Source organism: Kitasatospora sp. NPDC058046 (genome assembly GCF_042885595.1).
Classification (GTDB): Bacteria; Actinomycetota; Actinomycetes; order Streptomycetales; family Streptomycetaceae; genus Kitasatospora.
Map to the genome: position 1 here is coordinate 38,530 of NZ_JBHVRS010000031.1, position 24,565 is coordinate 63,094.

The 24,565-nt window shown below is 73.8% G+C and carries 23 protein-coding genes and 2 pseudogenes; 15 read left to right on the plus strand and 10 right to left on the minus strand.

Annotated features, from left to right (window positions below):
* The first annotated feature begins 3 nt into the window (after positions 1–3).
* Positions 4–579, plus strand: coding sequence for a hypothetical protein (locus ACFVU7_RS39915; protein ID WP_388051024.1), 576 nt, complete (start codon positions 4–6; stop codon positions 577–579).
* Between the two features lie 14 nt (positions 580–593).
* On the opposite strand, the gene tsaD is transcribed toward ACFVU7_RS39915, so the two are convergent.
* Positions 594–1,661: a tRNA (adenosine(37)-N6)-threonylcarbamoyltransferase complex transferase subunit TsaD gene (gene tsaD, locus ACFVU7_RS39920; RefSeq protein WP_388051027.1), complete on the minus strand. Its 1,068-nt coding sequence runs from the start codon at positions 1,659–1,661 to the stop codon at positions 594–596.
* Between the two features lie 106 nt (positions 1,662–1,767).
* Between tsaD and ACFVU7_RS39925 the strand changes: the two genes are divergently transcribed.
* On the plus strand, positions 1,768–1,983 hold the full coding sequence (locus ACFVU7_RS39925; protein WP_388051029.1) for a hypothetical protein: 216 nt from the start codon (positions 1,768–1,770) through the stop codon (positions 1,981–1,983).
* Here ACFVU7_RS39925 and ACFVU7_RS39930 read toward each other — a convergent pair.
* Entirely contained in the window at positions 1,971–2,630 is a 660-nt protein-coding gene (locus ACFVU7_RS39930) for a hypothetical protein (protein ID WP_388051032.1), read from the minus strand. The genes ACFVU7_RS39925 and ACFVU7_RS39930 overlap by 13 nt on opposite strands.
* Positions 2,631–2,696: 66 nt before the next feature.
* Between ACFVU7_RS39930 and ACFVU7_RS39935 the strand changes: the two genes are divergently transcribed.
* Genes ACFVU7_RS39935 through ACFVU7_RS39945 form a run of 3 tightly spaced genes read left to right on the plus strand, consistent with a single transcriptional unit; the run spans position 2,697 to position 3,669 of the window.
* Positions 2,697–3,011 carry a type VII secretion target gene (locus ACFVU7_RS39935; protein WP_388051035.1) on the plus strand — a complete coding sequence of 105 codons (315 nt, stop codon included), beginning with the start codon at positions 2,697–2,699 and terminating at the stop codon, positions 3,009–3,011.
* Positions 3,008–3,166 (plus strand): hypothetical protein, encoded by a 159-nt coding sequence (locus ACFVU7_RS39940; protein WP_387973159.1) that lies wholly within the window; start codon positions 3,008–3,010, stop codon positions 3,164–3,166. The genes ACFVU7_RS39935 and ACFVU7_RS39940 overlap by 4 nt, the downstream gene beginning before the upstream one ends.
* Complete coding sequence (locus ACFVU7_RS39945) at positions 3,166–3,669, plus strand: hypothetical protein (protein ID WP_388051038.1); 504 nt, start codon at positions 3,166–3,168, stop codon at positions 3,667–3,669. Before ACFVU7_RS39940 ends, ACFVU7_RS39945 begins: the two co-directional genes overlap by 1 nt.
* A 705-nt stretch (positions 3,670–4,374) precedes the next feature.
* Here ACFVU7_RS39945 and ACFVU7_RS39950 read toward each other — a convergent pair.
* On the minus strand, positions 4,375–5,493 hold the full coding sequence (locus tag ACFVU7_RS39950; RefSeq protein WP_388051041.1) for a hypothetical protein: 1,119 nt from the start codon (positions 5,491–5,493) through the stop codon (positions 4,375–4,377).
* A 274-nt stretch (positions 5,494–5,767) separates the two neighbouring features.
* Between ACFVU7_RS39950 and ACFVU7_RS39955 the strand changes: the two genes are divergently transcribed.
* Both ACFVU7_RS39955 and ACFVU7_RS39960 read left to right on the plus strand, forming a co-directional pair.
* Positions 5,768–6,340: a CHAP domain-containing protein gene (locus tag ACFVU7_RS39955; RefSeq protein WP_380744232.1), complete on the plus strand. Its 573-nt coding sequence runs from the start codon at positions 5,768–5,770 to the stop codon at positions 6,338–6,340.
* A gap of 108 nt (positions 6,341–6,448) precedes the next feature.
* Complete coding sequence (locus ACFVU7_RS39960; protein ID WP_380744234.1) at positions 6,449–6,847, plus strand: peptidase inhibitor family I36 protein; 399 nt, start codon at positions 6,449–6,451, stop codon at positions 6,845–6,847.
* 20 nt (positions 6,848–6,867) lie between these two features.
* Here the strand turns inward: ACFVU7_RS39960 and ACFVU7_RS39965 are convergent.
* A pseudogene (locus ACFVU7_RS39965) lies at positions 6,868–7,086 on the minus strand (IS982 family transposase); the annotation flags it as partial.
* Positions 7,087–7,224: 138 nt separating this feature from the next.
* Here ACFVU7_RS39965 and ACFVU7_RS39970 point away from each other — a divergent pair.
* The gene (locus tag ACFVU7_RS39970) at positions 7,225–8,424 is read left to right on the plus strand and encodes a hypothetical protein (protein WP_388051043.1); all 1,200 of its coding nucleotides are present in this window, start codon (positions 7,225–7,227) and stop codon (positions 8,422–8,424) included.
* Positions 8,425–8,602: 178 nt separating this feature from the next.
* On the opposite strand, the gene ACFVU7_RS39975 is transcribed toward ACFVU7_RS39970, so the two are convergent.
* On the minus strand, positions 8,603–9,184 hold the full coding sequence (locus tag ACFVU7_RS39975) for a hypothetical protein (RefSeq protein ID WP_388051046.1): 582 nt from the start codon (positions 9,182–9,184) through the stop codon (positions 8,603–8,605).
* 527 nt (positions 9,185–9,711) lie between these two features.
* Between ACFVU7_RS39975 and ACFVU7_RS39980 the strand changes: the two genes are divergently transcribed.
* The gene (locus tag ACFVU7_RS39980) at positions 9,712–10,434 is read left to right on the plus strand and encodes a DUF4232 domain-containing protein (protein ID WP_388051048.1); all 723 of its coding nucleotides are present in this window, start codon (positions 9,712–9,714) and stop codon (positions 10,432–10,434) included.
* A gap of 115 nt (positions 10,435–10,549) precedes the next feature.
* Positions 10,550–11,152 carry a transglutaminase domain-containing protein gene (locus ACFVU7_RS39985; protein WP_388051051.1) on the plus strand — a complete coding sequence of 201 codons (603 nt, stop codon included), beginning with the start codon at positions 10,550–10,552 and terminating at the stop codon, positions 11,150–11,152.
* Positions 11,153–11,169: 17 nt separating this feature from the next.
* On the opposite strand, the gene ACFVU7_RS39990 is transcribed toward ACFVU7_RS39985, so the two are convergent.
* The gene (locus ACFVU7_RS39990) at positions 11,170–13,878 is read right to left on the minus strand and encodes a LuxR C-terminal-related transcriptional regulator (RefSeq protein WP_388051054.1); all 2,709 of its coding nucleotides are present in this window, start codon (positions 13,876–13,878) and stop codon (positions 11,170–11,172) included.
* 331 nt (positions 13,879–14,209) lie between these two features.
* Here ACFVU7_RS39990 and ACFVU7_RS39995 point away from each other — a divergent pair, with 331 nt between their 5' ends.
* Positions 14,210–15,244, plus strand: coding sequence for a hypothetical protein (locus tag ACFVU7_RS39995; RefSeq protein ID WP_388051057.1), 1,035 nt, complete (start codon positions 14,210–14,212; stop codon positions 15,242–15,244).
* Between the two features lie 43 nt (positions 15,245–15,287).
* On the opposite strand, the gene ACFVU7_RS40000 is transcribed toward ACFVU7_RS39995, so the two are convergent.
* Positions 15,288–16,934, minus strand: a complete 1,647-nt coding sequence (locus ACFVU7_RS40000; protein WP_388051059.1) for an FAD-binding oxidoreductase — start codon at positions 16,932–16,934, stop codon at positions 15,288–15,290.
* 288 nt (positions 16,935–17,222) lie between these two features.
* Here ACFVU7_RS40000 and ACFVU7_RS40005 point away from each other — a divergent pair, with 288 nt between their 5' ends.
* Positions 17,223–19,406: a glycoside hydrolase domain-containing protein gene (locus ACFVU7_RS40005; RefSeq protein ID WP_388051062.1), complete on the plus strand. Its 2,184-nt coding sequence runs from the start codon at positions 17,223–17,225 to the stop codon at positions 19,404–19,406.
* 159 nt (positions 19,407–19,565) lie between these two features.
* Here the strand turns inward: ACFVU7_RS40005 and ACFVU7_RS40010 are convergent, their stop codons facing one another.
* From ACFVU7_RS40010 to ACFVU7_RS40020, 3 genes are all read right to left on the minus strand, one after another.
* The gene (locus tag ACFVU7_RS40010; protein WP_380781147.1) at positions 19,566–20,312 is read right to left on the minus strand and encodes a hypothetical protein; all 747 of its coding nucleotides are present in this window, start codon (positions 20,310–20,312) and stop codon (positions 19,566–19,568) included.
* 58 nt (positions 20,313–20,370) lie between these two features.
* On the minus strand, positions 20,371–21,159 hold the full coding sequence (locus ACFVU7_RS40015) for a leucine-rich repeat domain-containing protein (RefSeq protein ID WP_388051065.1): 789 nt from the start codon (positions 21,157–21,159) through the stop codon (positions 20,371–20,373).
* 356 nt (positions 21,160–21,515) lie between these two features.
* Entirely contained in the window at positions 21,516–22,532 is a 1,017-nt protein-coding gene (locus tag ACFVU7_RS40020; protein ID WP_241853246.1) for a helix-turn-helix transcriptional regulator, read from the minus strand.
* A gap of 351 nt (positions 22,533–22,883) precedes the next feature.
* Between ACFVU7_RS40020 and ACFVU7_RS40025 the strand changes: the two genes are divergently transcribed.
* The 3 genes and pseudogenes from ACFVU7_RS40025 to ACFVU7_RS40035 all read left to right on the plus strand — a co-directional run.
* Positions 22,884–23,069, plus strand: coding sequence for a hypothetical protein (locus ACFVU7_RS40025; RefSeq protein ID WP_388051068.1), 186 nt, complete (start codon positions 22,884–22,886; stop codon positions 23,067–23,069).
* Positions 23,050–23,385 (plus strand): hypothetical protein, encoded by a 336-nt coding sequence (locus tag ACFVU7_RS40030; protein ID WP_143204775.1) that lies wholly within the window; start codon positions 23,050–23,052, stop codon positions 23,383–23,385. Before ACFVU7_RS40025 ends, ACFVU7_RS40030 begins: the two co-directional genes overlap by 20 nt.
* A 137-nt stretch (positions 23,386–23,522) precedes the next feature.
* Positions 23,523–24,565, plus strand: a pseudogene (locus ACFVU7_RS40035) (hypothetical protein); the annotation flags it as partial.

Below are 24,565 nucleotides of genomic sequence, written 5' to 3' on the forward strand. Positions count from 1 at the left end.
GGCATGACCGCCCCTCTCGCCACCTCCCGGTACACCCTGCGAGTGCCGTTGACCGAGGGCTACGCCCTCTTCAACACCAGTACCGGCAGCGTCATGAAGTTCGACGGACCGCAGGCCGAGGAGGCCACGGCGCTGCTGAGCGGGAACCGCCGGCTGGTCGCCCCGGGCTCCGCGCTGGAGGAGACGGCCAGGAGCATGCTTCCGCCGCAGGCCCGGGACACCCAGGACATCGTGGGCGGATTCCCGCACCCGAAGACGTCCGTGTGCGGGGCCCTCGCGGAGGGCTCGGCCGTCGTCGGGGCCGACGGACTGGAATACCGCTGCGGTCTTCAGGTGGGCGAGCAGCACCGTGCCGTAGGTCGGTTGAGGGCGCTTCCCACGGCGGCGCTCCCGCTGACGGTGCGGGCCTCCGCTGCTCGCGTCTCGCCCGGGCGGCTCGGGGTGCGGACAGTGATCCGGAGCGTCGCTCCCCACATCGCCGTCGCCGGACGGGCCGGGAACCGGGTGGTCAGGAGGCGCCGAGGGGTGTGCGGCGGGGCCGCCGGGCCCTGCGGGTCCTCACGCGGCCCGGACCCCTGAAGCGTCGCGGGTCGTCACGCGGCCCGGACCGCCGCGAGGGGGGAGAGTGCCGCGTACTCCAGGGGCGCGGAGGGGTCGATCGAGAGGTTCATCGGGGACGGGGCCGCGCCCGAGCGGACCAGGAGGTCGCCGATGGCCGCGATCATCGCGCCGTTGTCGGTGCACAGCCGCAGCGGCGGCACCCGCAGGGTGATCCCGGCGGCGGCGCAGCGCTGTTCGGTCAGCGCGCGGATGCGGGAGTTGGCGGCGACGCCGCCGACCACGACGAGGGTGCCGATCCCGTGGTCGGTGCAGGCCCGGACGGCCTTGCGGGTGAGGGTGTCCGCGATGGCCTCCTGGAGAGCCGCGGCCGCGTCCGGGACGTGCGGCTCGCCGCCGGCGGCCCGTTGGGCCTCGACCCAGCGGGCGGCGGCGGTCTTGAGGCCGGAGAAGGAGAAGGCGTACGGGGGATCGTTGGGCCCGCTGAGCGGGCGGGGCAGGCGCACCGCGTTCGGGTCGCCCTCGCGGGCGGCGCGGTCGATGGCGGGCCCGCCGGGGTAGGGCAGGCCGAGGATCCGGGCGACCTTGTCGAAGCACTCGCCGGCGGCGTCGTCCAGGGTGTCGCCGAGGTGGACGATCGGGTCGCGGGCGAGGTCGCGCACCAGCAGCAGGGAGGTGTGCCCGCCGGAGACGATCAGGACGACGCACGGGTTCGGCAGCGGCTCGCCCTCCAGGGCGGCCGCCGCGACGTGCCCGGCGAGGTGGTGGACGCCGTAGAGGGGCACGCCGAGCGAGAAGGCGTAGCTCTTGGCCGCCGCGACCCCGACCTGGAGCGGACCGGAGAGGCCCGGCCCGGCGGTGACCGCGACGGCGCCGACGTCGGCGAGGGTGAGCCCGGCCCGGTCGAGGGCCTCGCGGACCACGGGCGCCATCGCGTGGACGTGGGCGCGGGCGGCGATCTCCGGCACGACCCCGCCGTACCGGGCGTGCTCGTCCATGCTCGACGCGACCGCCTGCCCGAGCAGGACCCCGTCCCGGACGAGGCCGGCACCGGTCTCGTCGCACGAGGACTCGATCCCCAGCACCACTGGCGAGGCCGGCATCGCACCCACTCCTTATTGCTTCTCGATATGCAACTGCAACTATTGTGCAATAAGGCACGGGAGCGGGGTCCGGCGGGGTCCGGCTTCCCGGACGGTGCGGCCCGCGGTGCTGGGGGCGGGCTGGAACAGCCAGCTCTCGGTCTGCTGCACGATGCCGATGCCGGTGAAGCAGTGGACGGTGAAGTCCGGGTTCGGTGCGGAGACGGGTGCCGGCACCGGATCGTCGGTGACGGCCGCGGTGGCGGCCGCCGGAAGGAGGACGGTTGCGGCGGCGAACGGCAGCGGCGGCGACGGCCTGATCGGCGGGACCTACCCGGCGTAATGAGCGGCACTCCATCGGATGCGCCATCCTGATGGCGCTGCGCACGACGCGGGGCCGGGCAGTCCTTCGGCCCCGCGCACTGCCCGGGTTCTACTGCTGCGTGTTGAGTGGGTCCAGCAGCACCGGGCCTCGCGTCGCAGGTGTTCGAGCGGCTGAGTCAGTGCGGCCCCATGGTGGTTGACCGCCCCGGTGAGCGCTGCGATCTGACCACCGACCGGGCTGGTGCCCCCCGAAGCCGTCTTCAGCACCTTCGCAGCCTGGCCCGAGGTTATCGGCTTGCCGGTGGTGATGAAGGCCCGCAGCTCTTGGGCGGCGGAGAGGGCCCACCGCGGACCGTCGGCGGCAGTTGCCGGTGCCAACTTGGGGAGAGGAGCCGGCCGGAGCCGGCTGCGGTCGTAGACGTGCAGCTCCGGACCAGCCTGCTTGCAGAGACGTTCCGCTGTTGCCCGGGTCGCGTCCGGCACCGTGTCGACTGCTGCGAGCAGGTGCACATCCGCGCCGAGCTTGCGACTCAGGGCGACGTCGCGCTCGAGTCGCGCGTCCGTGAACTGCAACGCCGAGGTCATGACTTCGCCTGCGAGGACCTGTTCGTCCCAGATCCCGAAGATGTCCACCTCCTCCGGGGTCCGACGCTTCTCCCGCAGCATCTATGCTCGTCGACCGTGCTCGTTCGATTACGGCGGGCCATGGAGCTTCTTGGGGGAGAGCAGCCGATGTCCGACTCGGTGGGGTACACCGTCCAACCCGACGCGCTGGACCACGTGACCACGGGACTCAACAACGTCGCAACCGACCTGGCCTCGGCCAACCAGGCCTACACCGCGCAGAAGCCCTACCAGTCCGCGGACTTCGGTGAGTTCGGTGTGGACCAGGCGTGGGCGGGCTTCGACACCAACTGGAGCCAGGAACTGCACGTCACACAGCGCGCCGTGGGGCAACTGGTCCAGAAGATGTCGGCCACCAGCGCCAACTACCGCGCCGCGGAAACGACGGCCGCCGCATCGCTGACCCCGGCGCAGACCCGATGAGCAAGGTCGCGGACCTGCAGAAGGCACAGCAGTCCATCACGCACCCCGGTTCCGGCTTCTTCATCGGCGCCGCGATTCTCGGCGCGATCGGCAAGGCCCTGGCCGTGGCCGGGCTGATCACCATGCGGCGCCGGGTCCGGGAAGAGGGCAGCTGATGCGCCGAACCGTCATCACCAGCGTGGCGGCGCTCCTGGTCGGCGCCCTGCTGCTCGTCTCCCACCTCGCCGGCTGGTGGTCCGACTCCGGCTCGGCCGGCACCACGGTCGCCTCCACCCCCCGACCGGAGGTGGAGGTGCCCCTCCCCGAGAAGGCGTCGAACGCCACCTCTCCGTATCCGACCAGCACGGTGACCCTGACGGTCGGACAGCGGCTCGGCGTCAGAACGACCGGGGGCGCCCTGCAGAAGAAGTGGTACCTCTACTCGGCGGGCGACGGCAGCGTGCTGCGGCCCGGCAAGGACTTCGTCATCAGCCCCTGCCCCACGGACCCGCCGATGGCGGGCTGCGGCTCCGAGTTCGACCTGACCTTCAGCGCCTTGGCGCCCGGAACCACCACGCTGACGTGGTTGTTCGGGGAGGGGAGTTGCGATGCCGGCGTACCGAAGTACAAGGGGGACCGGTGCGACATCTCCAAGAGCATCCAGGTTACCGTCCGCTGACCATCACACGGAACCTCGACGGCTCCGGCCGCCCCGCCCAGCACCTGTCTCCCCGAACCGGGAAGGCGGGAGCTGGTGCGGTGCGCCCTCGCCGCTGCGACGGGTGATCCTGGCCGCCGTCGGCGAGCGGCTCGGCGTGCCCGCCGGGCCGGAGAGCATCACGGCCGTGACGCGGGAACCCGTCGTGGCGAGCGATGGTGTCCTGCTCCGGCGTCGGCCGGACGCCATCACCGTCTCGGGGAACCGCGGCAGCGTGGCGCCCACACGGTCCCAGGTCTCCCTGGTCCGGCGGGCGCCGGACACCCGCGCGAGATCGGGCGTGACGCCGGAACCCGCGAGCCATCGTCCGGCCCGGGAGGCCTCTTCCCGCCGCTGCTCGTCGAGACGCCGTTCCTTGTCGACCGTCGACTCCCGCCCGGCTTGCGCATGACGGATCAGGACGATCCTCCGGCCGGTACCCGCGATCACGTCGCCTCCTCTTTCCCGCCGGCCGTGGTACGGCCCGGCGGAATCGCTTGATCCTTTGCATTCGAACACTACCCAGCACGGGTTTCGGCGCCCACGTCCGTCGGAGCCGCTGCCGGTTGGGCGACGGCCATGTCAGCCTGCTCGCAGCCGTCCGGATAGAAGGGAGGGCTACCAGCGCGTTCGCAGACGTGACCACCACGTCGGCGAACTCCTCGAACGGTGGTGCGGGTGAGGGGCTCAGCACGGGACGTCGCCGACGCAGCGCCAGAGGGTTTCGCGGTCCGGGTAGACGTTGGCGCGTGGTGAGAACAGGTGGCCGGTCCACTGCCGGCCGTCTCCGGCGGCGAAGACCTCCGTCTGGTAGGCGAGCGGTGTGCTGCGGCGGGGGGTCACGCACTCCTCGGGGTCGCTGGTGAAGGTGGCGCCCGGTGCGATGGTGGTGTGTACGACGGAGCGTCCGGGGTCGCAGGAGTGCTGGATGCCCGACCAGGAGCCGGCCACCTTCGCGGTCACCTCGACCGGCGCGTTCGTCGGATTGTCGATCCGGACCGCGAACAGGACCTGACGGGGCTGCACCATCGCACAGGCGCGCAGCCGGGTGCCGGACGGCCCGGGCTTCGGGGCCGAGCAGCGGCTGTCCCCGCCGAGCGCGCCGACCTCCACCTCGTGGGCGAATCCCTCGGCCAGGTCGGCGGGGGTCGCCGTCGGCTCCCGTCCCGCCGCGCTGCCGGACGGTGCGACCACCGATGCGGTGTCGGCGGTCGCGTCGTCGGACCCCCTCGCCCAGACCGCCGCGCCGAGCACGGCCGCGAGGGCCAGGACCCCGAGTGCCGCACCCCACCGGTGCGGCCGGCGCCACCGCGTCGCCCACCCGGTGACTGACGGTTCGCCGGTGGGCTCGGGGCGCGCCGGAACCGGTACGGCCGTGGGCGTGGCCGTGGGCGTGGGCGTGGGCGTGGGCGTGGGCGTGGGCGTGGGCGTGGCCGTGGTGGCGGCGCGGCGCGCCGCGCGGCGGTCGCGCAGCTCGTGGTCCGCCGCCTGCTTCGCCTGCCGGTGCCAGTGCTGCCAGCGGTCCAGTTCCGCCGGGTCGGTGCGGAAGATCCGGGCGAGTTCGGCGAGGACGGCGGGGTCGGGCAGTTCGGTGCGGTCGGGGTCGAGGTAGCGGCTGATCGACGAGGTGCTCAGCCCCCGGACGGTGGAGGCGTCGAGCCGGGCCCGCAGTCGGGCCACCACCCGGTCCAGGGACAGGCCGCACTCGGCGAGTCCGTCGTTCAGCGCGCGGACGAGCAGGGTCCGGGGGCGGTCCGTTCCCCCTGCCGGGTGCCCCGGGGTCTCGTCCGGCGGTTGGTCATGCATGCGGTGTTGTCCCATCGCTGTCCCAGCGTCCGTCGTTTCCGCAGGTCGGAGCGGTGGGACGGGAAGCGGGAGAGCGCTGGGACGCCGCCCCGGCCGGAGGGCCTGGTGACGTCCGGCGCCGGTCCGCAGGATGGATCCCGCGACACCGCACCGACTCGCCGACTCCCGCCGCACCACCACCTCTCGGCCCTGGCATGCCCCGGCATGCCCGCCGACTGTAGGCGAACCGACCGGGCGGCGGTCAGAGTCCGTTCACCCCAATGGAGGAGCTCTCATGAAGCTGTCCCGGCGCACCGCCGCCGCCGTTACGCTGACCGCCCTCACCCTGCTGCCGCTCGGCGCCGCCACGGCGCCGGCCTCGGCGGCCGCCACCGTCCGGGACCGGATCGTCTCGGTGGCCCGCGGGGAGATCACCCCCGCGGGCACCTCGCCGGAGAAGACCGGCTCCTGCGACAGGTACTTCGCCTACCACCGGGACTCCGGCTCCTGCGCGAAGACCCCGTGGTGCGCGGCGTTCGCCGAGTGGACGTGGCACCGGGCCGGGATCGACGGGACGGTCGACGACCTGGCCGCGCGTGGCATCGGCAAGTGGGGCAAGCAGAAGGGGCTGTTCCACCAGCGGGGCACGTACACCCCGAAGCCGGGCGACCTGGTGATCTACGGGGAGCCGGACGGCGGCACTCCCGGCCACGTCGGCGTGGTCGCCGCCGTCCACGCGAACGGAACCCTCGACACCGTCGACGGCAACCTCGGCGACAAGGTCGCCCTCCGTACCCACCTCGACCCGTCGACGGTGATCACCAACCACCAGCACGTCTCCGGCTACGTCAGCCCGCCCGGGGCCTGAGCCTCGCCCGGAGCCCGAGCCCGCCCGGAGTCCGGGCCCCGCCAGAAGTCCGGGCCACGCCCGGCCTGGCGCAACACCGTACAACCCCCACCGGAAGGACAGACCGTCATGGAACGCACCCGTAGGCACCTCGGCCTCATCGCCTCCCTCGCCGCAGCCGCGGCCGCCCTGCTCGCCGTCCCGCAGCCCGCCCACGCCGCCCTCGACCCGTGGTCGTGCGTGGAGGGGCGGGTCTGCGTCTACAGCGGCCCCGACGGGACGGGCAGCGTCTGCGCCTGGCCCTACGACGACCCGGACTGGCAGTCCGGAGACCGCTGCAGCTGGTCCGCCACCACCAAGGTCCGCTCGGTGTACAACCACGGCGGCTCCGGCAGGCCGGTGGCGTTCTACCCCGGCGCGAACTACACGGGCCAGCGGGTGGTGTGCACGGCGGCGGGCGCGAGGGGCAACTTCTCGCAGAACGGCGGCACCGGCGTCCACCTCCGCTCCCACCGCTGGTCCTGCTAGACGAGTAGTTCCGAAGTCGGTCAGTGGTCGTAGGCGATCAATGAGCGGGTGACGGGACGGCCAGTGCTGCGCTTGTGCCAGATCGCGCAGGTCATCGCCAGCAGCCGCTGGCCAGCTCGGGCGCCGACTCCTTCGATGGTGCACCCGCCGTGCTGTTCGAGCCCGAGTTGGCCCTTGAGGGTGTCGTTGACGGACTCGACGAGCTGGCGGACGGACTTCAGCAGTCCCTCGCCGGGTCGAACGCCGCGCATCCATCGCATGGCGGTGCGCATCGGCTCGGCTGAGAGGGGGGTCTCACCGGCGAAAAACCCGGGTGATCATCTTACCGACGGGCCGTAGGGTGGCCCGGTTCGGAGGGTTCGAGTACCGGAGGTCGGATGCGGGTCACGGAGTTCCTGGGCTGGAAGCGGGATCTCCCGCTGCGCTACCTGCTCGTCGAGGACGATTCCAGCCTGGAGGACACCGAACGCGTCGCGCTCCTCGCGCGCTGCGTCGACGTCGAGGGGCTGTACGTGGCGCCGGTGCCGCCGCCCCGGGAGGTCGTCACGCTGCGCGGCTGCCCCAGTGACAGTCGGCTCGCCGCACTCGCCACCCGACCCGCTGCGGAGGGCCGGCTGCTCGGGGACCTGGTCGTGGACGTCCTCGACACGGACGACAGGACATCGCCGACGGACGTCGAGCTCGTCGACGTCTCCGTCATCACCCACAGCCCCACGCCCAGTGACCCGGACCGGATCGACCTGGTCCTCGGCGCCGGTGTCGCGAACACCATGGACAGGGCCCTGGCCGTGCCAGAGGCCCCGACCTCGTACCGCTTCGAAATCAGGTCGGCGCACCGGCGGAGCGACGAACCGCTCGGCACTTGCCTCGAAGCGCGGGGGCTGTACCCGCAGCGCCCCCCGCGGACAAACCCGATCCACCTGATCGGCTGTGAGCCGACCGACGCGCTGCTGGAACGGCTGAAGGACCCGCACCCCCGGCCGTGGGAGTGCGTGTGGCTGGTGGCGTTGGACCGCAACGGTCGGGTCATGTACTACTACGGCGTCGACGTCGACATCGCCGACGTGCGGCCCTCCGTCGTGGGCAGCTCCCTGCTGGACCTCACGCTCGCGGACCGTCGCGACGACCGCCCGCCCCTGGAGGCCCGCGCGATTCACGAGACCTGGTACGACGGCGAACCGAGCCGGCCCAACCTCTGGGCGCCGCTCACCACCCGGGGCCGCTACGCGTGGCTGCGGCTGACGACCAGTGGCCCGTACGGCCCCGGGATCGGCCGCTCCGGTGGCGAGTACCACCTCGACGGCCGCTTCGCCACCGATGTGCCAGGCCTTCACCTGGCCATCGGCGAGGCCGTCCTCGGCCCCGGCCGGGAACTGGGCGGAGACCTCTTCTGGCTCCGGGACCGACTCGGCGGCGGGCCGGCGGTCGTTCCACCGTTCACTCTGATCTGGCACGATTCCGACATCGCCCGTCGTGCCTTCGCCGACCAGGCCGTCGAGTGCGGCGCGAGCAGCTCCTACTTCGACCGAGTCCTGGAGATCCTCGACGAGCGCGGCGTGACGGTCGTCCTGGACTGAAGCGCCCGACTCCGGAACTACTCGTCTAGGCCTCCCGGGACACCCCGCGCCGACCGGTCTGCCGTTTCCCGGGAAACGGCAGACCGGTCGGCCCGTGCGGCATCCGTCGGACCTCGGTGTGCCGTGATGCCCGCCGTGGGCGGAACCGCGCGGGGCCCGGGGCCGGTGTGGCGCGGGGTCAGCTGAAGGCGGTGGCGGCGGTGAGGGTCGAGTGGGCGATCGGCTGGCCAATGCCTGCCAGGACGTCGATGCAGTTGTCGATGATCGGCTGGTCGCTGTCGATGTTCAGGACCGCGGTCAGGGTCTCCCCGGCGAGGCGGGAGGAGGAGCCGGTGACGGTTCCGGTGAGGGTGCCGGCGCCGTCGACCTCGACGACGGCGATGTTGGTGATGGTGCTGCTGGCCTGCGTCCCGTTCTGCAGGTTCCAGGTGAAGGTCGCCGTGGAGCCCGGGACCAGCGCCGGCACCGTGAGCGGGTTGCAGCTGAGCGTGCCGAACGTGAGCGTCGCCGTGACGGTGCCGCCCACCACGGCCGTCGGGCCGCTCTGGGAGTCGGTGCACCCGGTCGCCGTCCCCCCGATCGTCACGGTGGTGGCCTCCGGGCCGGCCGACAACGCCGGGTCGAGGGTGACCGCGGCGTTCACGGTGCAGTTCAGGATCTCCGAGGCGGTTGCCGGGGCGGCGTCGGCGGCCGGTGCCACGCCGGTGGCCAGCGCGGCGAGGACGGCGGACACGGTCAGGGCGATTCGACGTACGGACATGCGGGTTTCCCTCTGCTCTCGACGGATGGGAATGGTGGGAGGGGACGGGCTCGGCACGTCCCCGGGCAGCAGACGACCCCGGGTACGCCGGGCGGAACGCGTCGGCCCGGCGAAGGTACCGGCGGGCAGTCGGGGGCCGTTCACGCAGCCAATCCGTGGGCCCGACCCGTGGGGCCATCGTCACAACGGGAATCCCCCGACGCACCTCCTGCGAGGCGAATGGGAACCCCGGTCGTGCCGGCCGGAGCCCTGCCCTCTCGCGGATCCGCCTCACCCGGGCCCGCCACCACGACATGGCCGGGAGGTACGCGCCTCCTCCCGTAGACGTCGGGCAGGCCGCGCTGGCGGGACCGGGTGTACCGGCAGGTGAGGGGTGCCGTCAACTGCCTTGTGGCTGACCGAATGTCACAGTCCGGTCCCTGTCATGTCCTGGTGATTGTGACGCTGCGGATGGCACCGAAAGCCGTCGTCCGGCCGTCCTGTGGTGTGTTCGATCAAGCAGTCCGCATCGTCATCGGGGAGCCACCATGTCCGTCCGTCGCCGTCGCCCGCTGTTCGTCTCCGCTGTCCTCGTCGTCGGGGCGGGGCTCGCGTTGACCGCCTGCGGGCCTGAGAACACCGACGCGCCCGCCGGCTCGGCGAGCTCCGCGCCCACCAAGGCGGCCGCCGGTGCTCCCTCGGCGGGCGCACCGGCTCCGGGTGCACCGGCTTCCGCCGGCTCGGCGGCGCCCACCGCCGCGCACACGCCGGCCGGTGCGAGCCCGTCGAGCGGTGGCGGGACCGGTGGTGGGAGTGCTGCCGCCCAGCCGTGCGACATCCAGAGCCTCTCGATCAACGCGTCGGCGCGCGCCGGGGCGGCCAACCAGTGGGTGATCGAGGTGCGCAACACCGGCGCGAAGGCCTGCAGCCTGAGCTCCTCCCCGGGCGTCGACCTGGGCGACTCGGCCGCCCGGGACCAGAGCAAGAACCTCAAGCCGGTGCTCGCCAGCGGCACGGAGCGGTTCCCGGTCCCGGCGGGCCGGAGCGCCTACGCGGTGATCGACCTCGACCCGAGCGGCGCCACCACCGGCACCGCCCCCGGCATCAACGAGATCAACGTGCTGGTCGACGGCGAGGGCACCAACATGCCCCTCGCGAACACCCGCAACTTCCCGCTCCCCGCCGGGGCCCACGTCCTGAACCCCAAGATGGGCAACTACCGGGGCAGCGTGGCGGACGCGGTCGCCTCCATGACCGCCGCCCCCAAGTAGCCCCGGCCGTACGTCCGACCCCCCCGTTCCCGGCCACCCTGTTCCAGGGCCCAGGCCCTGTCCACGGGCTGGAGTTCCGCCCGTGCGGCCCGTGGGGCGGGGCAGGATGGGCGGCATGATCCTGCAACCGGAGACCGATGACCTCGCCGCCTACCTCGTGGCGGACGGGGTCATCGACCACCAGGACCCGCAACTGCGGTGGTTGGCCACCGAGTTGGCCACCCCCGAGGCGGCCTTCCAGCACGTCCGCGACGAGGTCCGGCACTCCGCCGACGCGGGCGCCTACAGCGGGGCGTTCCGCGCCTCGGAGGTGCTGGCCGCGGGCAACGCGATCTGCCACGGCAAGGCCCACCTGCTGGCGGCGCTGCTGCGAGCGCAGGGCGTGCCGACGGGCCTGTGCTACCAGCGGCTGGCGGACGGCGAGGGCGACTTCGTGCTGCACGCCCTCAACGCCGTGCACCTGAACGGCCGTTGGGCCCGCCTGGACGCCCGGGGCAACCGCGAGGGTGTCGACGCGCGGTACGACCTGGAGCGGGAGCGGCTGGCCTGGCCGGTGCGGCCGGAGCTGGGGGAGTGCGACTATCCCGGGATCTTCGCGGCGCCGCCGGCCGCGCTGGTCCGGGCCCTCGCCGAGGCGGTGCCGGGCCGGGCCGGCTACGGCTACCTCCCGGGCGAGCTGCCGGTCGACGGCGGGGCTCCGGGGCGGCCCGGACGTTGAGCCGGTAGAGGCGCGCGTCAGAGGCGTGCGGGGAGGTCCCGGCGGGACGGCGCGGACAGCTTGCGCAGCACCCTGGCCACGTGGTTCTCGACGGTCCTGGTGGACAGGTGCAGTTCGGTCGCGATCTGACGGTTGGTCAAACCTCCGGCCGCGAGTTCGGCGACCTCCCGTTCGCGCGGGGAGAGCCCGGGATGGGCGGGCCGGCCTCGGCGCGGGGGTGCGAGGGCGCGCAGGCGGGAGCGGACGCGGGCGGCGTCGTGGGTGGCGCCGAGCCCGGTCAGGACGAGGAGGGCTTCGGTGAGCCGGTCGACGGTGTCGCGGTCGGCGTCCTCGCCTTCGCCCGCGGCCGCGGCGCAGCGGGAGGCGGCCTCCGCCGCCAGGGCGGCCATGTACGGGCGGGGCAGCGCGGCGTAGGCGTCCGCGGCGGCGCGGTAGCCGTCGGCGGCGCGCGCGAGGTCCCCGTCGTGCTCGGCCAGGGCGGCGAGGCACCACCGTCGGGCGGCCGCCGCGAGGGGCAGGTGCGGCGCGGCGGGGGTCGCGCGGAGGTCCCGGGCCATCGTCCGGGCCGTGGCGGGGTCGCCGGTGCTCAGCGCCGCCATGACGGCCCAGGGCGCCAGTTCCGCCGCCCAGGCCCAGATGCCCTTGCTGCGCAGCCGTCCCCAGGCCTGCGTCGCGTGCGCTCTGGCGTCGTCGTGGTCGCCGCGGGCCAGGGCCAGCCGGACGAGTACGGTCGAGGAGAGCGCCGCCACCGGTGCCAACTGCTGGTCCGGGTGCGGCGCCAGGCCGCCGGCCAGCCAGGCCCGGCACTGCGACCACTCGCCGCGGGCGAGGCACAGCGCGGCGAGGACGGTTCGTGCCTCGTGGCCGAGCACCGGGGTTCGCGCGGTGTCCGCGACCAGGTCGGCGGCCCGGTCGGCGAGGCCCGTCCAGCGGCCGGTGGCCCAGTCGAGGAGCAGCCGGATGCTGCGGATGCCGTGGGCGACGTGGGGGCCGGCGTGGTGGCGTCCGGCCAGGGCCGCGCCGCGTTCGAGGAACGACCGGCTGTCGTGGTAGCGGCCGAGCCACAGGGTGGCGTCGGCGGCGTTGCACAGTGCGCGGGCCCGGTGGCCGGCCGACGCGGCGTCACCGTTGCCCTCGTCCTCCCCCAACGGCCGGGCCGGGAGCGCCTGTTCGGCCCCGGGGTCGCCGAGGGTCAGGAGCAGCCCGACGAGGTTGGCGTTGACGGCGGCCCGTAGGACGGGGTCGGTGGTGGCCGCCAGCGCGGCGCCGGCCCGTTCCGCGCACTGCCGGTGCTCGGCGAGGGGGATGCCGGGCCAGTGCGGCATGGACATCGCGGCCAGGACGCGGGCGGCGAGGCCGGGTTCGTCGGGGAGGGTCCTGGCGGCGCGTTCCAGGTGCAGCCAGCCGTCGTGGTCCGGTGTCGTCGGGGTGCACAGCGACAGCCCCTGCAGCACCCGGGCCTGGGCGCGCAGCGGGCCGGGCAGGAGCGGGGCGCCGGTGAGGGTGTCCAGCAGGGCGCCGGCGTCCTGGAGGGTGAACCCGGCGATGCGGCGCAGGGCCGCCGTGGCGAGCCTCGCGCGGGCGGGGCCGGGGATCCGGCGGTCGGCGAGCAGGTCCTGGAGGAGCCGGGCGGCTTCGCGGTGCCGCCCGGCGGCGGCGTGGGTCTCGGCGGCGCGCTCGGCGGCCCGGACCAGGCCGCGGCGGACCCCTGCCGCCAGGAGGTGCCCGGCGACCTGCGGCCAGGGGACGTCGGCGCGCCGTCTCAGCACCTGCGCCGCCCGGTGGTGCAGGTCGGCGCGTTCGGGGGCGGGGAGGCTCGCGGCCACGGCCCGGGCGGCGAGCGGTGCGCGGAAGCCGTACCGCCGAGGGCCGAGGTCGGTCAGCACGGCCGTGGTGAGGGCGGCGAGGAGCATGCCGCGGACCGTCTCCGCCGTCAGGTCGGTCAGGGCTGCCAGTTCGGCTTCGGAGGCCGGTTCGCCCAGCACTGCCGCGGCGTGCACCAGTCGCCGGGCGTCCGCCGGGAGGTGGGCGAGTCGGCGCAGTACGGTCTCCGCCAGGCGCGGTGGGGCCTCCAGTGCCTCGACGGCGTCCACGGTCGGGCCGTCCGGGGAAGTGTCGGCGAGGACGGTGCCGGCCAGGACGGGCAGGACGTCCACGAGCACCTGGGCGACGCCGCCGGTGACCGCGTACAGCCGCTCGATCACGTCGTCCGGGCACCGGGCGCCCAGGGTCCGTTCGGTCAACTCCCGTGCCACTGCGGCCGGGAGCGGACCGGTCCGGATCCGGAGGACGGCGGTGCCGGGCGGGCAGGAGAGCGGCTCGCCCAGCAGGGGCCGGGCGGCCGGAAGGTCCTCGGGCCGCCAGGTGAGCACCAGGGCGCAGCCGTTCGGGAGCGTGCGGGCCAGGCGCCGGATCCGGCACCTGGTGCGTTCGTCGGCCCGGTGGACGTCCTCCACGACCAGCAGCGTCGGGGCGGCGGCCCGGGTCGGGTCGCCGAAGGCGCGGGTGAGGGCGTCGAGGGCGTCGAAGGCGTGCTGTGCGTCGCCGTCGGGCGGGTCGGCGCAGGTCAGGGTCAGGCAACCGGAACCGGCCGGGTGTCGGCGGCGGAGCCCTGCCACGAGGTGCGACTTGCCGGTGCCGGCCGGGCCCTCCACCAGCAGGACCGTCCCGGGGCGGGCCGGGTCGGCGAGGGGACCGTGGAGCACGGCCTTCCAGGGGTCGCTCACGCTCGCCTCCGCTCGTCCTGACGGTGCGTACGTCCTGACGGTGAGTACGTCCTGACGGTGCGTACGGGGCTGCGCCCGCCCGCCGGGCCCGATCGTGAGGATGCCCGCGGTTCGGGGTTCGGACGCCCGGGTGGGCAACCGGCGTTCAGGCCGGGTGGATTGATTGAGTATGGGTACTTCCGGCAGCCGGATTGTGTCGTGCCGGGGCCTGGCCCACGCTGATGGCCACCCGCTCCGTTCGCCAGTGACCGGATCTCCCCGCGCATCCGATCCGCTCCTCGGCGGGCGGCGGCTGCCACCCCCCTCGGGTTCCCCCACACCTAGGAGTGTCATGAGCACGACACTATCGCGCCGTTCGTCCGTACTGAGGACCGCAGCCGCGGCCGCCGGCGCGTGTGCCCTCGCCGTCGCCGGAACCGCCCTCGCGCCTGGCGCCCAGGCGACCCCGGTCCCGGCGTCGGCTCCGGCCCACGCCGCCCACCCGGCCGCCCCGCGGGCCGACGCGCCGACGGGCGCCCCCGTGTCCGGCCGCGTCCTCGGCGACGCCGGCATCAGGCCGCAGGACCGGCCCGCCGTCCAGCGGTTCCGCGAGCTGCGCGCGGGCCTCGCCACGGAGGCGCGGCCCTCGGAGACGGCCACGAACCGCACCGCCCCGGCACCGATCGCCGCCCAAGCCCACCGGTGGTGGGGCACCGAGCTGGGCCCCAACGGCAACACCGGCTACGACGCCGTCATCGCCACCCACACCCTCGACGACGCGCTGCGCCTGAGCGGCGCCAACGACTTCCTCTACGCCCCCACCACCAAGCCGCGCAGCAACTCCTGCATCGAGATGGTCACCGTCCACACCCGGGACAGTGCCCAGATATGGGCCTGGGACTGGTGCACCACCGACCCCTCCCAGGCGGTCGGCGCGACCGTCGACATCGACGCCGCCTTCCTCCGGAAGTACGGCGCCACCGTGAACGGCCGCTCCGCCTACAGCCTCCAGGTCCAGGTCACCGACGCCCGGACCAACACCTGGAGCGCCTCCCTCTACAACGTCGCCACCAGCACCTGGGACCCGTTCTTCACCAGCCGGGGCACCGACCAGACCGGCCTCGACTACGGCTGGGACATGTTCGAGTACTACTCCGACCGGACGGCCACCGGCAACGTGGGCGTCTGCCAGGACCTGAGCGGACGGGTCGTCGAGACCACCGGGCTGAAGGTCCGCACCCCCGCCACCGGCGCCTGGAGCGACGCAGGCCCCTCCAACTCGACCGTCTTCCCCGCCGCCACCATGAACCCGTCGACCTACTACTGCCCCGGCATCGCCGGCCGCATGGCCACGGCCTACAGCGCCTGGCAGGTGACCGTCCGCTGACCCGCCGTTTGCCCCTCCGGGACCCGGCTGTTCCGGAGCGGCGTCACGGGGCCGGCCGGGGCTCGACGGAGAGGGTGTGCCGGAAGAGCCCGTACGGGTCCCAGCGGGCCTTCACGGCCTGGAGCCGCGGGTAGTCGTCCTTGTAGTAGAGGGTGTGCCACGGGACGCCGGAGCGGTTCCAGGCCGGGTCGGCGAGGTCGGCGTCGGGGTAGTTGATGTACGAGCCGTCGCTGACCTCGCCGGGCACCGGCACGCCGCCGGTGTCCGCGTACATCGCGCGGTAGAACCCCCGCACCCAGGCGAGGTTCGCCGCGTCCTCCCGCTCGTCCGTCCACACCGTCTGGTAGACGACCTTCATCACCGCGTCCCGCTGGGCGGTCGCGGTCGCCCCCGGCGGCACCGCGTTCACCTGGCCGCCGTAGCCGACGAACAGCAGACCGCCGTGCGCGACGGCGGAGCCATCCGTCAACCAGCTGTAGGCGGTGGCGAGTTGGGCATCGGTGTACGAGCGGCGCAGGTACGCCGCCTTGAGCTTGTAGCGCCGGCTGAACATGTCCCCGGCCGCTCCCGCGCCCGGCCAGGTGAGGGCGTGCAGCCACGGTACGGTCCGGTGGTCGACGGCGGGTTCGACGCCGGTGCCCGCGCCGACCGCGGACACGAGCTCGGCCACCATCCGGTCCAGGTCGGGGACGGCGGCGTCGGCCTGCACGAACATCGTGATCGGGCCGCCGCCGCGACGGGCCACCGAGAGGATGGCGTACAGGCCCGCGTACGGGGAGCCCGGCTCGCTGTGACGTTCGTGCCAGGTGCCGAAGTTGCGCAGCAGGGTGGTGAACGCCTGTTCCGTCATCCGCTCGTCCCAGGCCCAGACCGCCTGGTAGCCCTTCAGCTCGCGGGGCGAGGGCGGCAGCAGTCGGGACGGGTCGTCGCCCGTCGCGTCCGGGGAGCGCAGCCAGTAGCGGGTGACCACGCCGAAGTTGCCGCCGCCACCGCCGGTGTGGGCCCACCACAGGTCCCGGTGCGGGTCGTCCGGCTCACGGGTGGCGACCACCGTCCGCGCCCGGTCGGCCCGGTCCGCCACCACCACCTCCACGCTGTGGAGGTGGTCCACCACCGAGCCGTAGCGGCGCGAGAGCGGCCCGTACCCGCCGCCGGCGAAGTGCCCGCCGGCGCCCACCTCGGGGCACGCGCCCGCCGGGACCGTCACGCCCCAGCCCGTGAACAGCGCCCGGTACACCCGCCCGAGCGTGGCGCCAGGCTGGACGGCGAACGCCCGCCGCTCCGGGTCGTAGCCGACCGCGTCCATGGGGGAGAGGTCCAGCAGCAGGCGGACGCCCGGATCGGCGGTGAAGTCCTCGAAGCAGTGGCCGCCGCTGCGCGGCGCGATCCTCCGCCCGGAGCGCAGCGCCTCCGTGACGGCGCGTACGACGTCCTCGGTGGTGGCGGCGACCCGGATCTCGTCCGGGTCGCCGGCGAAGCGGAAGTTGTCGCCCCGCAGCAGGCTCGCGTACCGGGGGTCGCCCCGCCGGATCACCGCCGCGCCCCGGCCCGGGGCTTCCGCCGGAGCGGCTCCTCCGGCGGACCCCGCGGCCCCCGGCAGGCCCGAGGCCGCGCCGCCGGCCAGCAGGGCGCCGGCCGAGGCGAGCAGGCCCCGGCGGTTCGGTCCGTACGGGCCCGGCCGGTCCGTCATGTCCACCACCCCGTTCCCCCGCGATCCGGGTCTCTCCGTGACGACTACCGCTGCCAACGGTCCCACACGCGACCGGAGTTGAGAACAGAACGTGTCCTGTCCGCCGGGCTGGCCCGACGCGCGGGAACGGGCCCCGGGGCGACGGCTGACGGACGGCCGGCCGGACCGGAGGGGCCTGCGACACCACCTGTCCGAGGGCGCGGATAGGGTGACGTGCCCGTGCCGCGCGGCCGACCTGTCGGCGTGCGGCCTTTCGTCGTGTCAGGAGATATCTGGGTGAAGACCCGTATGACAGCGCTCCGGAGCGCCGCGGTCGTCGCGGCGGCCGTCCTCATGGCGGCGCCCGCCGCCGGCTCCGCCGTAGCCGCCCCCGCCGGAAGCCCGGACACCAAGAAGGTGACCTACCAGGGCCGCGTCTTCCAGGTGCCCACGGCCTGGCCGGTCGTCGACCTGGCCGCGGACCCGCAGGCCTGCGTCCGCTTCGACCAGCACGCGGTGTACCTCGGTCACCCGGGCGAACAGCAGGTCTGCCCGCCGCGGTTGACCGGCCGCTCGGAGGCCCTGCTGGTCGAGCCCGCCGCCGGCGCCGCGCCCGACCGGGAGGGCTCCAACCCGGTCGCGCAGACGATCCGCGCGGAGGACGGCGTCGTCGCGGTGACCGGTACGTACGACACGGACCAGCCGCTGGTGCGCCGGATCATCACCAGTGCCGGGCTCACCCCCGCGCCGGAACACCGACCGGAGCCGGCGCCCGCCGCAGCCCCGACGGCCCCCGCCGCGAAGTCCGCCGCGCCCAAGTCCGCCGCCGCGCCGTCCAGCCGGGCCATGGCCGCACCGATGGCCGCCGCGGCCCAGGTGCCCGCGTCGGCGACGAACTACACCGGCAAGGGCTTCGACGCCTGCACGGCGCCCTCCGGCGCCGCGATGAACGCGTGGATGACCTCCTCCCCGTACCGGGCGGTCGGCATCTACATCGGCGGTGTCAGGCGGGGCTGCGCCCAGCCGAACCTGACGGCCTCCTGGGTCCAGCAGCAGCAGTCCGCGGGCTGGTCCTTCATGCCGCTGTACGTCGGCGTGCAGGCCCCGAAGATCGCCTACCCCGCCACCGAGGGCGCCAACGCCGCCGACGACGCGGTGGCCCAGGCCCAGGCCCTCGGCTTCGGCCCCGGCACGATCCTCTACTACGACATGGAGGGCTACACCACCCCGCAGTACTCGGCCACGGTGCTCGCCTTCCTCACCGCCTGGACCAACGAACTGCACGCCTGGGGCTACAACTCCGGCGTCTACAGCAGCTCCTCGTCCGGCATGAAGGACCTCGCCGCCAACGCCGGCAACAGCGCCTACACCATGCCCGACGCCGTCTTCAGCGCCAACTGGAACGGCAAGGAGGACACCGCCGACCCGTCGATACCGGCCGGCTACTGGTCCAACCACCAGCGCGCCCACCAGTACGCCTCGCCGGCGAACCCGGAGAGCTGGGGCGGCTACTCCATAGCGATCGACCAGGACTACGTCGACATCCAGCTCACCAGCGCCCCGCCCTCCCTGTCCTCCGCGCTCTTCCTCGGCGTGCGCCAGAGCTCGGGCGCCTGGCCCGGCTTCAGCCCGCTGACGGGCGGGGCGGGCGTCTTCCGCGGCTCGGAGGCCGCGATCGCCGGGCTGCCGGGAGGCTCCTCGCAGGAGCTGGGCATCGGCCTGGACGGCCGGCTCTACCACGGGGTCCGCGCCGCGAACGGCAGCTGGAGCGGCTTCGCCGCACTCCCCGACGACGGCACGCCCGCCACCCAGGCCCGCCGGGCCGCCATCGCGGGCCTGCCGGACGGCTCCTCGCAGGTGCTGACCGTCGGCAGTGACGGCAACGTCTACCACCGGATCCGCCTCTCCGACGGCAACTGGTCCGGCTTCGCCCCGCTCCCCGGCGTCGGCACCCCGACCATGGCGGCCGGGGACGTCGCCATCGCCGGCCTGCCCGACGGCTCCGCCCAGGTCCTGGCGATCGGCAACGACGGCAACGTCTACCACGAGACCCGCTTCTCCAACGGCAGTTGGAGCGGCTTCGCCCCGCTCCCCGGGGTGAACAGCTCGCGGATGGCGGCCGGCCGGGTGGCCATCACGGGCCTGTCGGACGGCTCCTCGCAGGTCCTGGCGATCGGCAACGACGGCAACGTCTACCACCAGACCCGCTTCGCCGACGGCAACTGGACCGGCTTCGCCGCGCTCCCCGGCGTCGGCACGCCCACCATGGCCGCGCGGACGGTCGGCATCGCCGGCCTGCCGGACGGCTCGTCCCAGGTGGCGGTGGTCGGCGGCGACGGCAACGTCTACCACGAGACCCGCTTCGGCAACGGCTCCTGGTCCGGCTTCGCCGCCGTCCAGGGCCCGTACGGCGCGAGCACCTTCCCGGCCCAGCGCGCCGCCATCGCGGGCCTGCCGGACGGCTCGAGCCAGCTCGTGGTCACCCGCAGCTGACCCGCTCCCACCCCGCACCCGACGCCCCCGCCCCCGGCAATGCCCGGGGTCGGGGGCGTCTGGCTCGATGAAGGCTCTCCGCCCTGACCAGCGCAGGAGCGGCCGAGACTCCGCCGGGGCAGCCTGATGGACAGCCGCCGGACGTCGTCGTGGTGTCGGTCACCGCAGATTCTCGGCGACGCGGACGAGTTCCTCGTCCGAGAGCCGCGGGGGAGCACCGGTCGTGACGACGAAGGTGTAGGTCCCGTCCGACCATGTCAGCGAACGGGGCCCGCCGTTCGGATCGGATTGCGTGATGGCCGCGGGGTGGCCCTTGACCAGGGCGGCCCGGCCCTCCGGTGGTGTGCTGTTCCGGAGGGTCTGGCTGATGATCAGATTGCCTTGTTCAGGGCCCGTCCCCAGTCGGTACCCGCTGGCCCAGGCCGGAGTGTCGGTCGGGAGCGGGGCCAGACCGGGCAGGTGGACCATCCTGCCCGCGGGATAGGGGGAGTAGTTCTCCGGCAGGAACACGGGCCGCAGGAGGTCGCGCTCGTCGAAGTGGACGGCGGGCTTGCCGGTGGCGTCGTTCAGAGCCCTGGTCCCGAGCGGTCTGTTCAGGTGGGTCGTGATCTGTCCGATGCCACCCGGGTCGCAGAACCCCGGGGGGACTGTGTGCCGCAGGGAGACCTTCACCGCGTCGGCGGACTCGCGGGCCACGAGTTCGGGCTGCTTCTCACAACCCCACCCGATGCTCAGTGTCAGGGTCCGGCCGTCCGAGCCGACCAGCAGCGGCTTGCCGGCCACGGTGCCCTCGTAGACCCTGGTTTCCGGGACCCGGTTCATCCAGGCGTTGATCGCGAACCCGCCACCGAGCAAGGCTATGGCAGCCCCGGCGGTCAGGCGGATCCGTCGTCCGTGTTTCGACATGTGACGGACCGTACCTTGCGTCGTGGGCCCCGCCCCCGGCGGTCGTGGCCGCACCGCGTCAGCGAGGCCGACGGCCGGCCGTCGGCTGCTCGACACCCGGCCCGCCGGCGTGCGGCACCTGGACGTAGCCCTCGGTTGGCACCGGCAGCGCGTCGATGCACGCCGTCGAACAGGCGTTGACCAGCAGCGGCAGGACGTCGGCGCCCGACGTCCACAGGGAGATCCAGGCCTGACGGAGGTTCATGCCCTCGACGCGCCGGTCGCAGACGCTGCACGTACGGATCGCCGAGGCACCCCACACACCGGGGTCGAGGTCCTCGACGTCGACGCCCCGGGCGGCGGCCGCCGTCGGCAGCTGCGGGAAGGGCGGCCGTCGCTTGTAGTTCCCGTACACGGCCCGGGTGCTCACCGTACTGCGACGCAGGTTGGCACACCGGGTGATCTCGTACGGGAACCAGTGCAGGCGGTAGGAGGTGTACGGGGTGAACTCCTCAAGGCCGCGCATTGCGCCGATCTCGGGTGGGACGCGCACCAGGTTGCTGCCGTACAGCACGAGGTGCTTGACCGAGGTGAGCTTGGCGATGGTCGGCGGGAGCGTGACGACCTGGCGCCGCTGTTCCGCCGTGAGGTCCACGAGCGGCTTGAAGACCTCACGTCCGTCGGCCGCCGCCTCTTCGACCAGTTCGAGAAGGCGGATCCATCCCGGTGCGGTGGTGTCCTGGCGTTCCCGGTGGAAGCGGGTCGGCCCCTGCGGCCTGGTACGGACGTGCTCGATGCACGTGCAGCGATCGCGGGGCGAACCGTGGCCGCCGGGACCGCCGGCGTCAGCCCAAAGGTTCGAGAACACCTGCGGTTGCGGCTCCTCACTCATCCGCACACACTAGCGTCTCGGTCGACGGGTCGTGGGCGCGATCGGATCATCCTGTCCGTCCGCCGGCCGGCCGAATCCGCCGCCGTATGAACCGCCACGTGCGACCGGCTGGCCCCCTCGGTGCCGGAACGGAACGCGCGCCCTCCCGCCCGCTTCCCGGCCGGGACCTGCTTCACCCCGCTCCTCGACTTCATCCTGCTCCTCGACGGATCCGCTCGGCTTTTCGGGCCCGCCGAGCTGGTGGACGCGCCGGCCAGAGGTATGCCGGGGCTCGGGGTGGACGGCGGTGCGGCCGTCAACAGCAGGAGGATGAGCAGCCGGGTGGTCGGGTGTCAGAGCCAGCCCTTGTGAGCGGCCTTGATGCCTGCCTCGAAGCGGCTGCTGGCATCCAGGCGTTCCATGATGGAGGCCATCAGGCGGTTGACGGTGCGGGAGGAGACGCCGAGGCGCTGGCCGGCGGTGTCGTCGGTGAGGCCGGAGCCGAGCAGGCGCAGGAGCTCGCGTTCGGTGTCGCTCAGGCCCGTCGCGGCGTCCTGGGCGCGGGTGGCGCCGAGGGGTACGGCGGTGGCCCAGGCTTGGTCGAAGAGTTCGCACAAGGCGCCGACCAGGCCGGGTTCGGTGACGTGGAGTGCGCCTTTGCGGGTGTCAGCGGGGTCGATCGGGACGAGGGCCTGGGCGCGGTCGACGATGACCAGGCGCTGCGGGATGACCGGGGCGGTGCGGATCTCGCCGCCGTGGTCGAGCACCCAGCTCGCGTGGGCGACGGTGTGCGGGACGTTGCGGACGGCGTCCTGGTAGAGGCTTCTGATCACGATGCCGCGGGCCAGGGCTCCGGCGTTGGCGCTCTGGGCCGCGGCCAGGTCCTCGGGGCGGTGGCCGGTACCGGGGTGGACGCCGAGGCACTCGGCCCGTACGCCGCGGGCCAGTTCCTCCAGGCGGGCCTGGATGGCGTCCATGCCGAGCAGGCGTTCGCCGTGCGCGGTCCGGCTTTCGGCGCGGTCGGCGACCAGTCGGGTGACGGCAGCGCGGGAGGCGGCGAGCTGGGCCTGGCGGGCGGCGAGTTCGGCCTCCTGGCGGGCCAGCATGTCGGCGAGGCCGACTTCGGGGCTGACCGCGCGCATCCGGCCGGGGTGTTCGCTGGAGGCGCGCACCAGCAGCAGGGCGGCGAGCTCCTCCAGGCCGGCGTGCACCTGGCCGGCGGTCAGGCCCAGGTCGGCGGCGAGTGCGGCGACTCCGGCACCGGGCCGGTCGAGCATGGCCCGGTAGACGGCGGCGGCGGCGCCGGACAGCCCCAAGGATTCGAGCATGGTGGTGTTGCCCCCCGTGAAGACGCGGCGGCGCTTCGGCATCGCGGCCCATGATGGCAGGCCCTTCACATCCCATTCAAGATCCACTTTGGGGCGTTTGAGTACGCGCGAGGCATTTGGTGGGCCTGCCCGTAGTGCCGGGCTCCAGGGCTGTTGCGTGGGTCTGCCCCGGGACGAACCGGGCCGGACCGGAGGTGCCCGGCTCCGTCATCCTGTCGGGATCCCGCCTGGCGCTTTGGCGACAGCCGGAAGTCCTACCGCCGCCACCACCGGGCGGCGAAGCTTGAGCCATCGCCACCGGGGAGCACCCGCGGCGGCGAACGGACCGAGCGCCACCGCGGAGCGCCGACCCGGCCCATGTCCCGTCCCCTCGCCTCGTGAAGGACAACGACCATGATCCGCCTGCCTCTTGCCGTCGCCACCGCGGCTGCCGCCCTCACCGCCGTCGCCGTCGCCCTGCTGCCCTCGGCCGCCGACGGCACCCTCGCCGCCGCTCCGACCGCCGCCGCCGCTCCGACCGCCGCCGCTCCGGCCACGTCCGCGGCTCAGGTGGACCCGAGTGAGTTCCAGTGGGGCTGACCCGCTGATGGACATCGTCTACCTCAGCCTGGACCACCGCCCCGGCACCGTCCCGGACCCCCTGACCGAGGCCGCCGAAGCCCTCGACATCCTGTGGGCCCACACCACGCCCGAGGACGGCCTGGAACACGCCAGCGCCCGCACCGAGCCCAGCCGCCTCGACCTGCTGCTCTTCCTGCTCCCGCCCACCGGGCCCGGAGCCGAGGCCACCACCGACCGCGCCGCCGCCCTGGTCGCCCGCAGCTACCGCAACTCCCCCGTGCTGAAACTGCGTTACCTCCCGCCGGCCCCCGCGCCGAGCGTCCCCGGCCGCTGATCACCCGCGTCCGTCCGGCCGACCGCTGTTCCTGCAGGACAGCCGTCCACGCCACTCGCCCGTACGAACGGAACCACGCCGTGCCCGCCCGGTGCCCGGCCACTCCGTCTTCTCCACACACCCGTGAGGACATCCCCATGCCTGCTCGTAGGACCCGCCGCGCCTCCCTGGCACTCGCCACCGCCGCCGCCCTCGGCGCGAGCCTGCTCACCCTGGCCGCTCCCGCTCAGGCCGCCAGCTCGATCGGCGGCCAGATCTCCTCCGTCGAGGTCCTCTCCCGCGCCCAGTCCTGGGTGGACAAGCACGTCCCCTACAACCAACAGGGCTCCGCCCCCGACCCGCAGGGCCGCGACTACCGGGAGGACTGCTCCGGGTTCGTCTCGATGGCCTGGCACCTGGACAAGAGCCTGGTCGTCACCGACGGCGGACCCGCCTTCACCAACGCCGACGGCTCTCCCAACACCACCTACGACACCGCCGTCGGTGACTTCGCCAACCTCCAGCCCGGCGATGCGATGGCCTACCCCCACGAGCACATCTTCCTGTTCGCCGGCTGGACCGACAAAGCCGCCGGGGACTTCCTCTACTACGCCGAGTCGAACCGCAACGACCCCACCCACGGCCCGAGCAAGGCGAACATCCACTCCTCGTCGATCGAGGGCCACCCCACCTCGGGCTACGTCGCCCTGCGCTACAAGAACCTGTCGAACGCCCCCGTCACCCCGCCCGCGTCACCCGTGCCGCGCAGCAGCTCCTCCGGCCTGTCAGTGACGCCCGGCGGCGGATATGTCACGACCTGGCGCGGCACCGACGGAAAGCTGTGGATCGGCACCGGCGGCGGTACCTACATGGCCCAGCCCGCCGCGCCGTGGCTGCTCGGCGTCGCCGAGAACTCCAAGCCGTCCATCGCCACGATGACCGACGGCAGCTGGGCCACCGCCTGGGCCGGGGACGACGGGAGGCTGTGGATCGGCACCGGCAGTGGCACCAACATGGCCCAGCCCGCCGAACCGTGGCTGCTCGGCGTCTTCCCCGGCACCAGCCCGTCGATCACCGCCCTGACCAACGGAGGCTGGGAGGTGGCCTGGAAGGGCGGGGACGGGAGGCTGTGGCTGGCGACCGGCAGTGGTACCAACATGGCCCAGCCCGCCGAGCCCTGGCTGCTCGGCGTGGCCGACAC

Coding starts and splice junctions, on each gene's coding strand:
- ACFVU7_RS39915 (WP_388051024.1), top strand. CDS start 4: ATGACCGCCCCTCTCGCCACCTCCCGGTACACCCTGCGAGTGCCGTTG.
- tsaD (WP_388051027.1), bottom strand. CDS start 1,661: ATGCCGGCCTCGCCAGTGGTGCTGGGGATCGAGTCCTCGTGCGACGAG.
- ACFVU7_RS39930 (WP_388051032.1), bottom strand. CDS start 2,630: ATGCTGCGGGAGAAGCGTCGGACCCCGGAGGAGGTGGACATCTTCGGG.
- ACFVU7_RS39935 (WP_388051035.1), top strand. CDS start 2,697: ATGTCCGACTCGGTGGGGTACACCGTCCAACCCGACGCGCTGGACCAC.
- ACFVU7_RS39940 (WP_387973159.1), top strand. CDS start 3,008: ATGAGCAAGGTCGCGGACCTGCAGAAGGCACAGCAGTCCATCACGCAC.
- ACFVU7_RS39945 (WP_388051038.1), top strand. CDS start 3,166: ATGCGCCGAACCGTCATCACCAGCGTGGCGGCGCTCCTGGTCGGCGCC.
- ACFVU7_RS39950 (WP_388051041.1), bottom strand. CDS start 5,493: ATGCATGACCAACCGCCGGACGAGACCCCGGGGCACCCGGCAGGGGGA.
- ACFVU7_RS39955 (WP_380744232.1), top strand. CDS start 5,768: ATGAAGCTGTCCCGGCGCACCGCCGCCGCCGTTACGCTGACCGCCCTC.
- ACFVU7_RS39960 (WP_380744234.1), top strand. CDS start 6,449: ATGGAACGCACCCGTAGGCACCTCGGCCTCATCGCCTCCCTCGCCGCA.
- ACFVU7_RS39970 (WP_388051043.1), top strand. CDS start 7,225: ATGCGGGTCACGGAGTTCCTGGGCTGGAAGCGGGATCTCCCGCTGCGC.
- ACFVU7_RS39975 (WP_388051046.1), bottom strand. CDS start 9,184: ATGTCCGTACGTCGAATCGCCCTGACCGTGTCCGCCGTCCTCGCCGCG.
- ACFVU7_RS39980 (WP_388051048.1), top strand. CDS start 9,712: ATGTCCGTCCGTCGCCGTCGCCCGCTGTTCGTCTCCGCTGTCCTCGTC.
- ACFVU7_RS39985 (WP_388051051.1), top strand. CDS start 10,550: ATGATCCTGCAACCGGAGACCGATGACCTCGCCGCCTACCTCGTGGCG.
- ACFVU7_RS39995 (WP_388051057.1), top strand. CDS start 14,210: ATGAGCACGACACTATCGCGCCGTTCGTCCGTACTGAGGACCGCAGCC.
- ACFVU7_RS40000 (WP_388051059.1), bottom strand. CDS start 16,934: ATGACGGACCGGCCGGGCCCGTACGGACCGAACCGCCGGGGCCTGCTC.
- ACFVU7_RS40005 (WP_388051062.1), top strand. CDS start 17,223: ATGACAGCGCTCCGGAGCGCCGCGGTCGTCGCGGCGGCCGTCCTCATG.
- ACFVU7_RS40010 (WP_380781147.1), bottom strand. CDS start 20,312: ATGTCGAAACACGGACGACGGATCCGCCTGACCGCCGGGGCTGCCATA.
- ACFVU7_RS40020 (WP_241853246.1), bottom strand. CDS start 22,532: ATGCCGAAGCGCCGCCGCGTCTTCACGGGGGGCAACACCACCATGCTC.
- ACFVU7_RS40025 (WP_388051068.1), top strand. CDS start 22,884: ATGATCCGCCTGCCTCTTGCCGTCGCCACCGCGGCTGCCGCCCTCACC.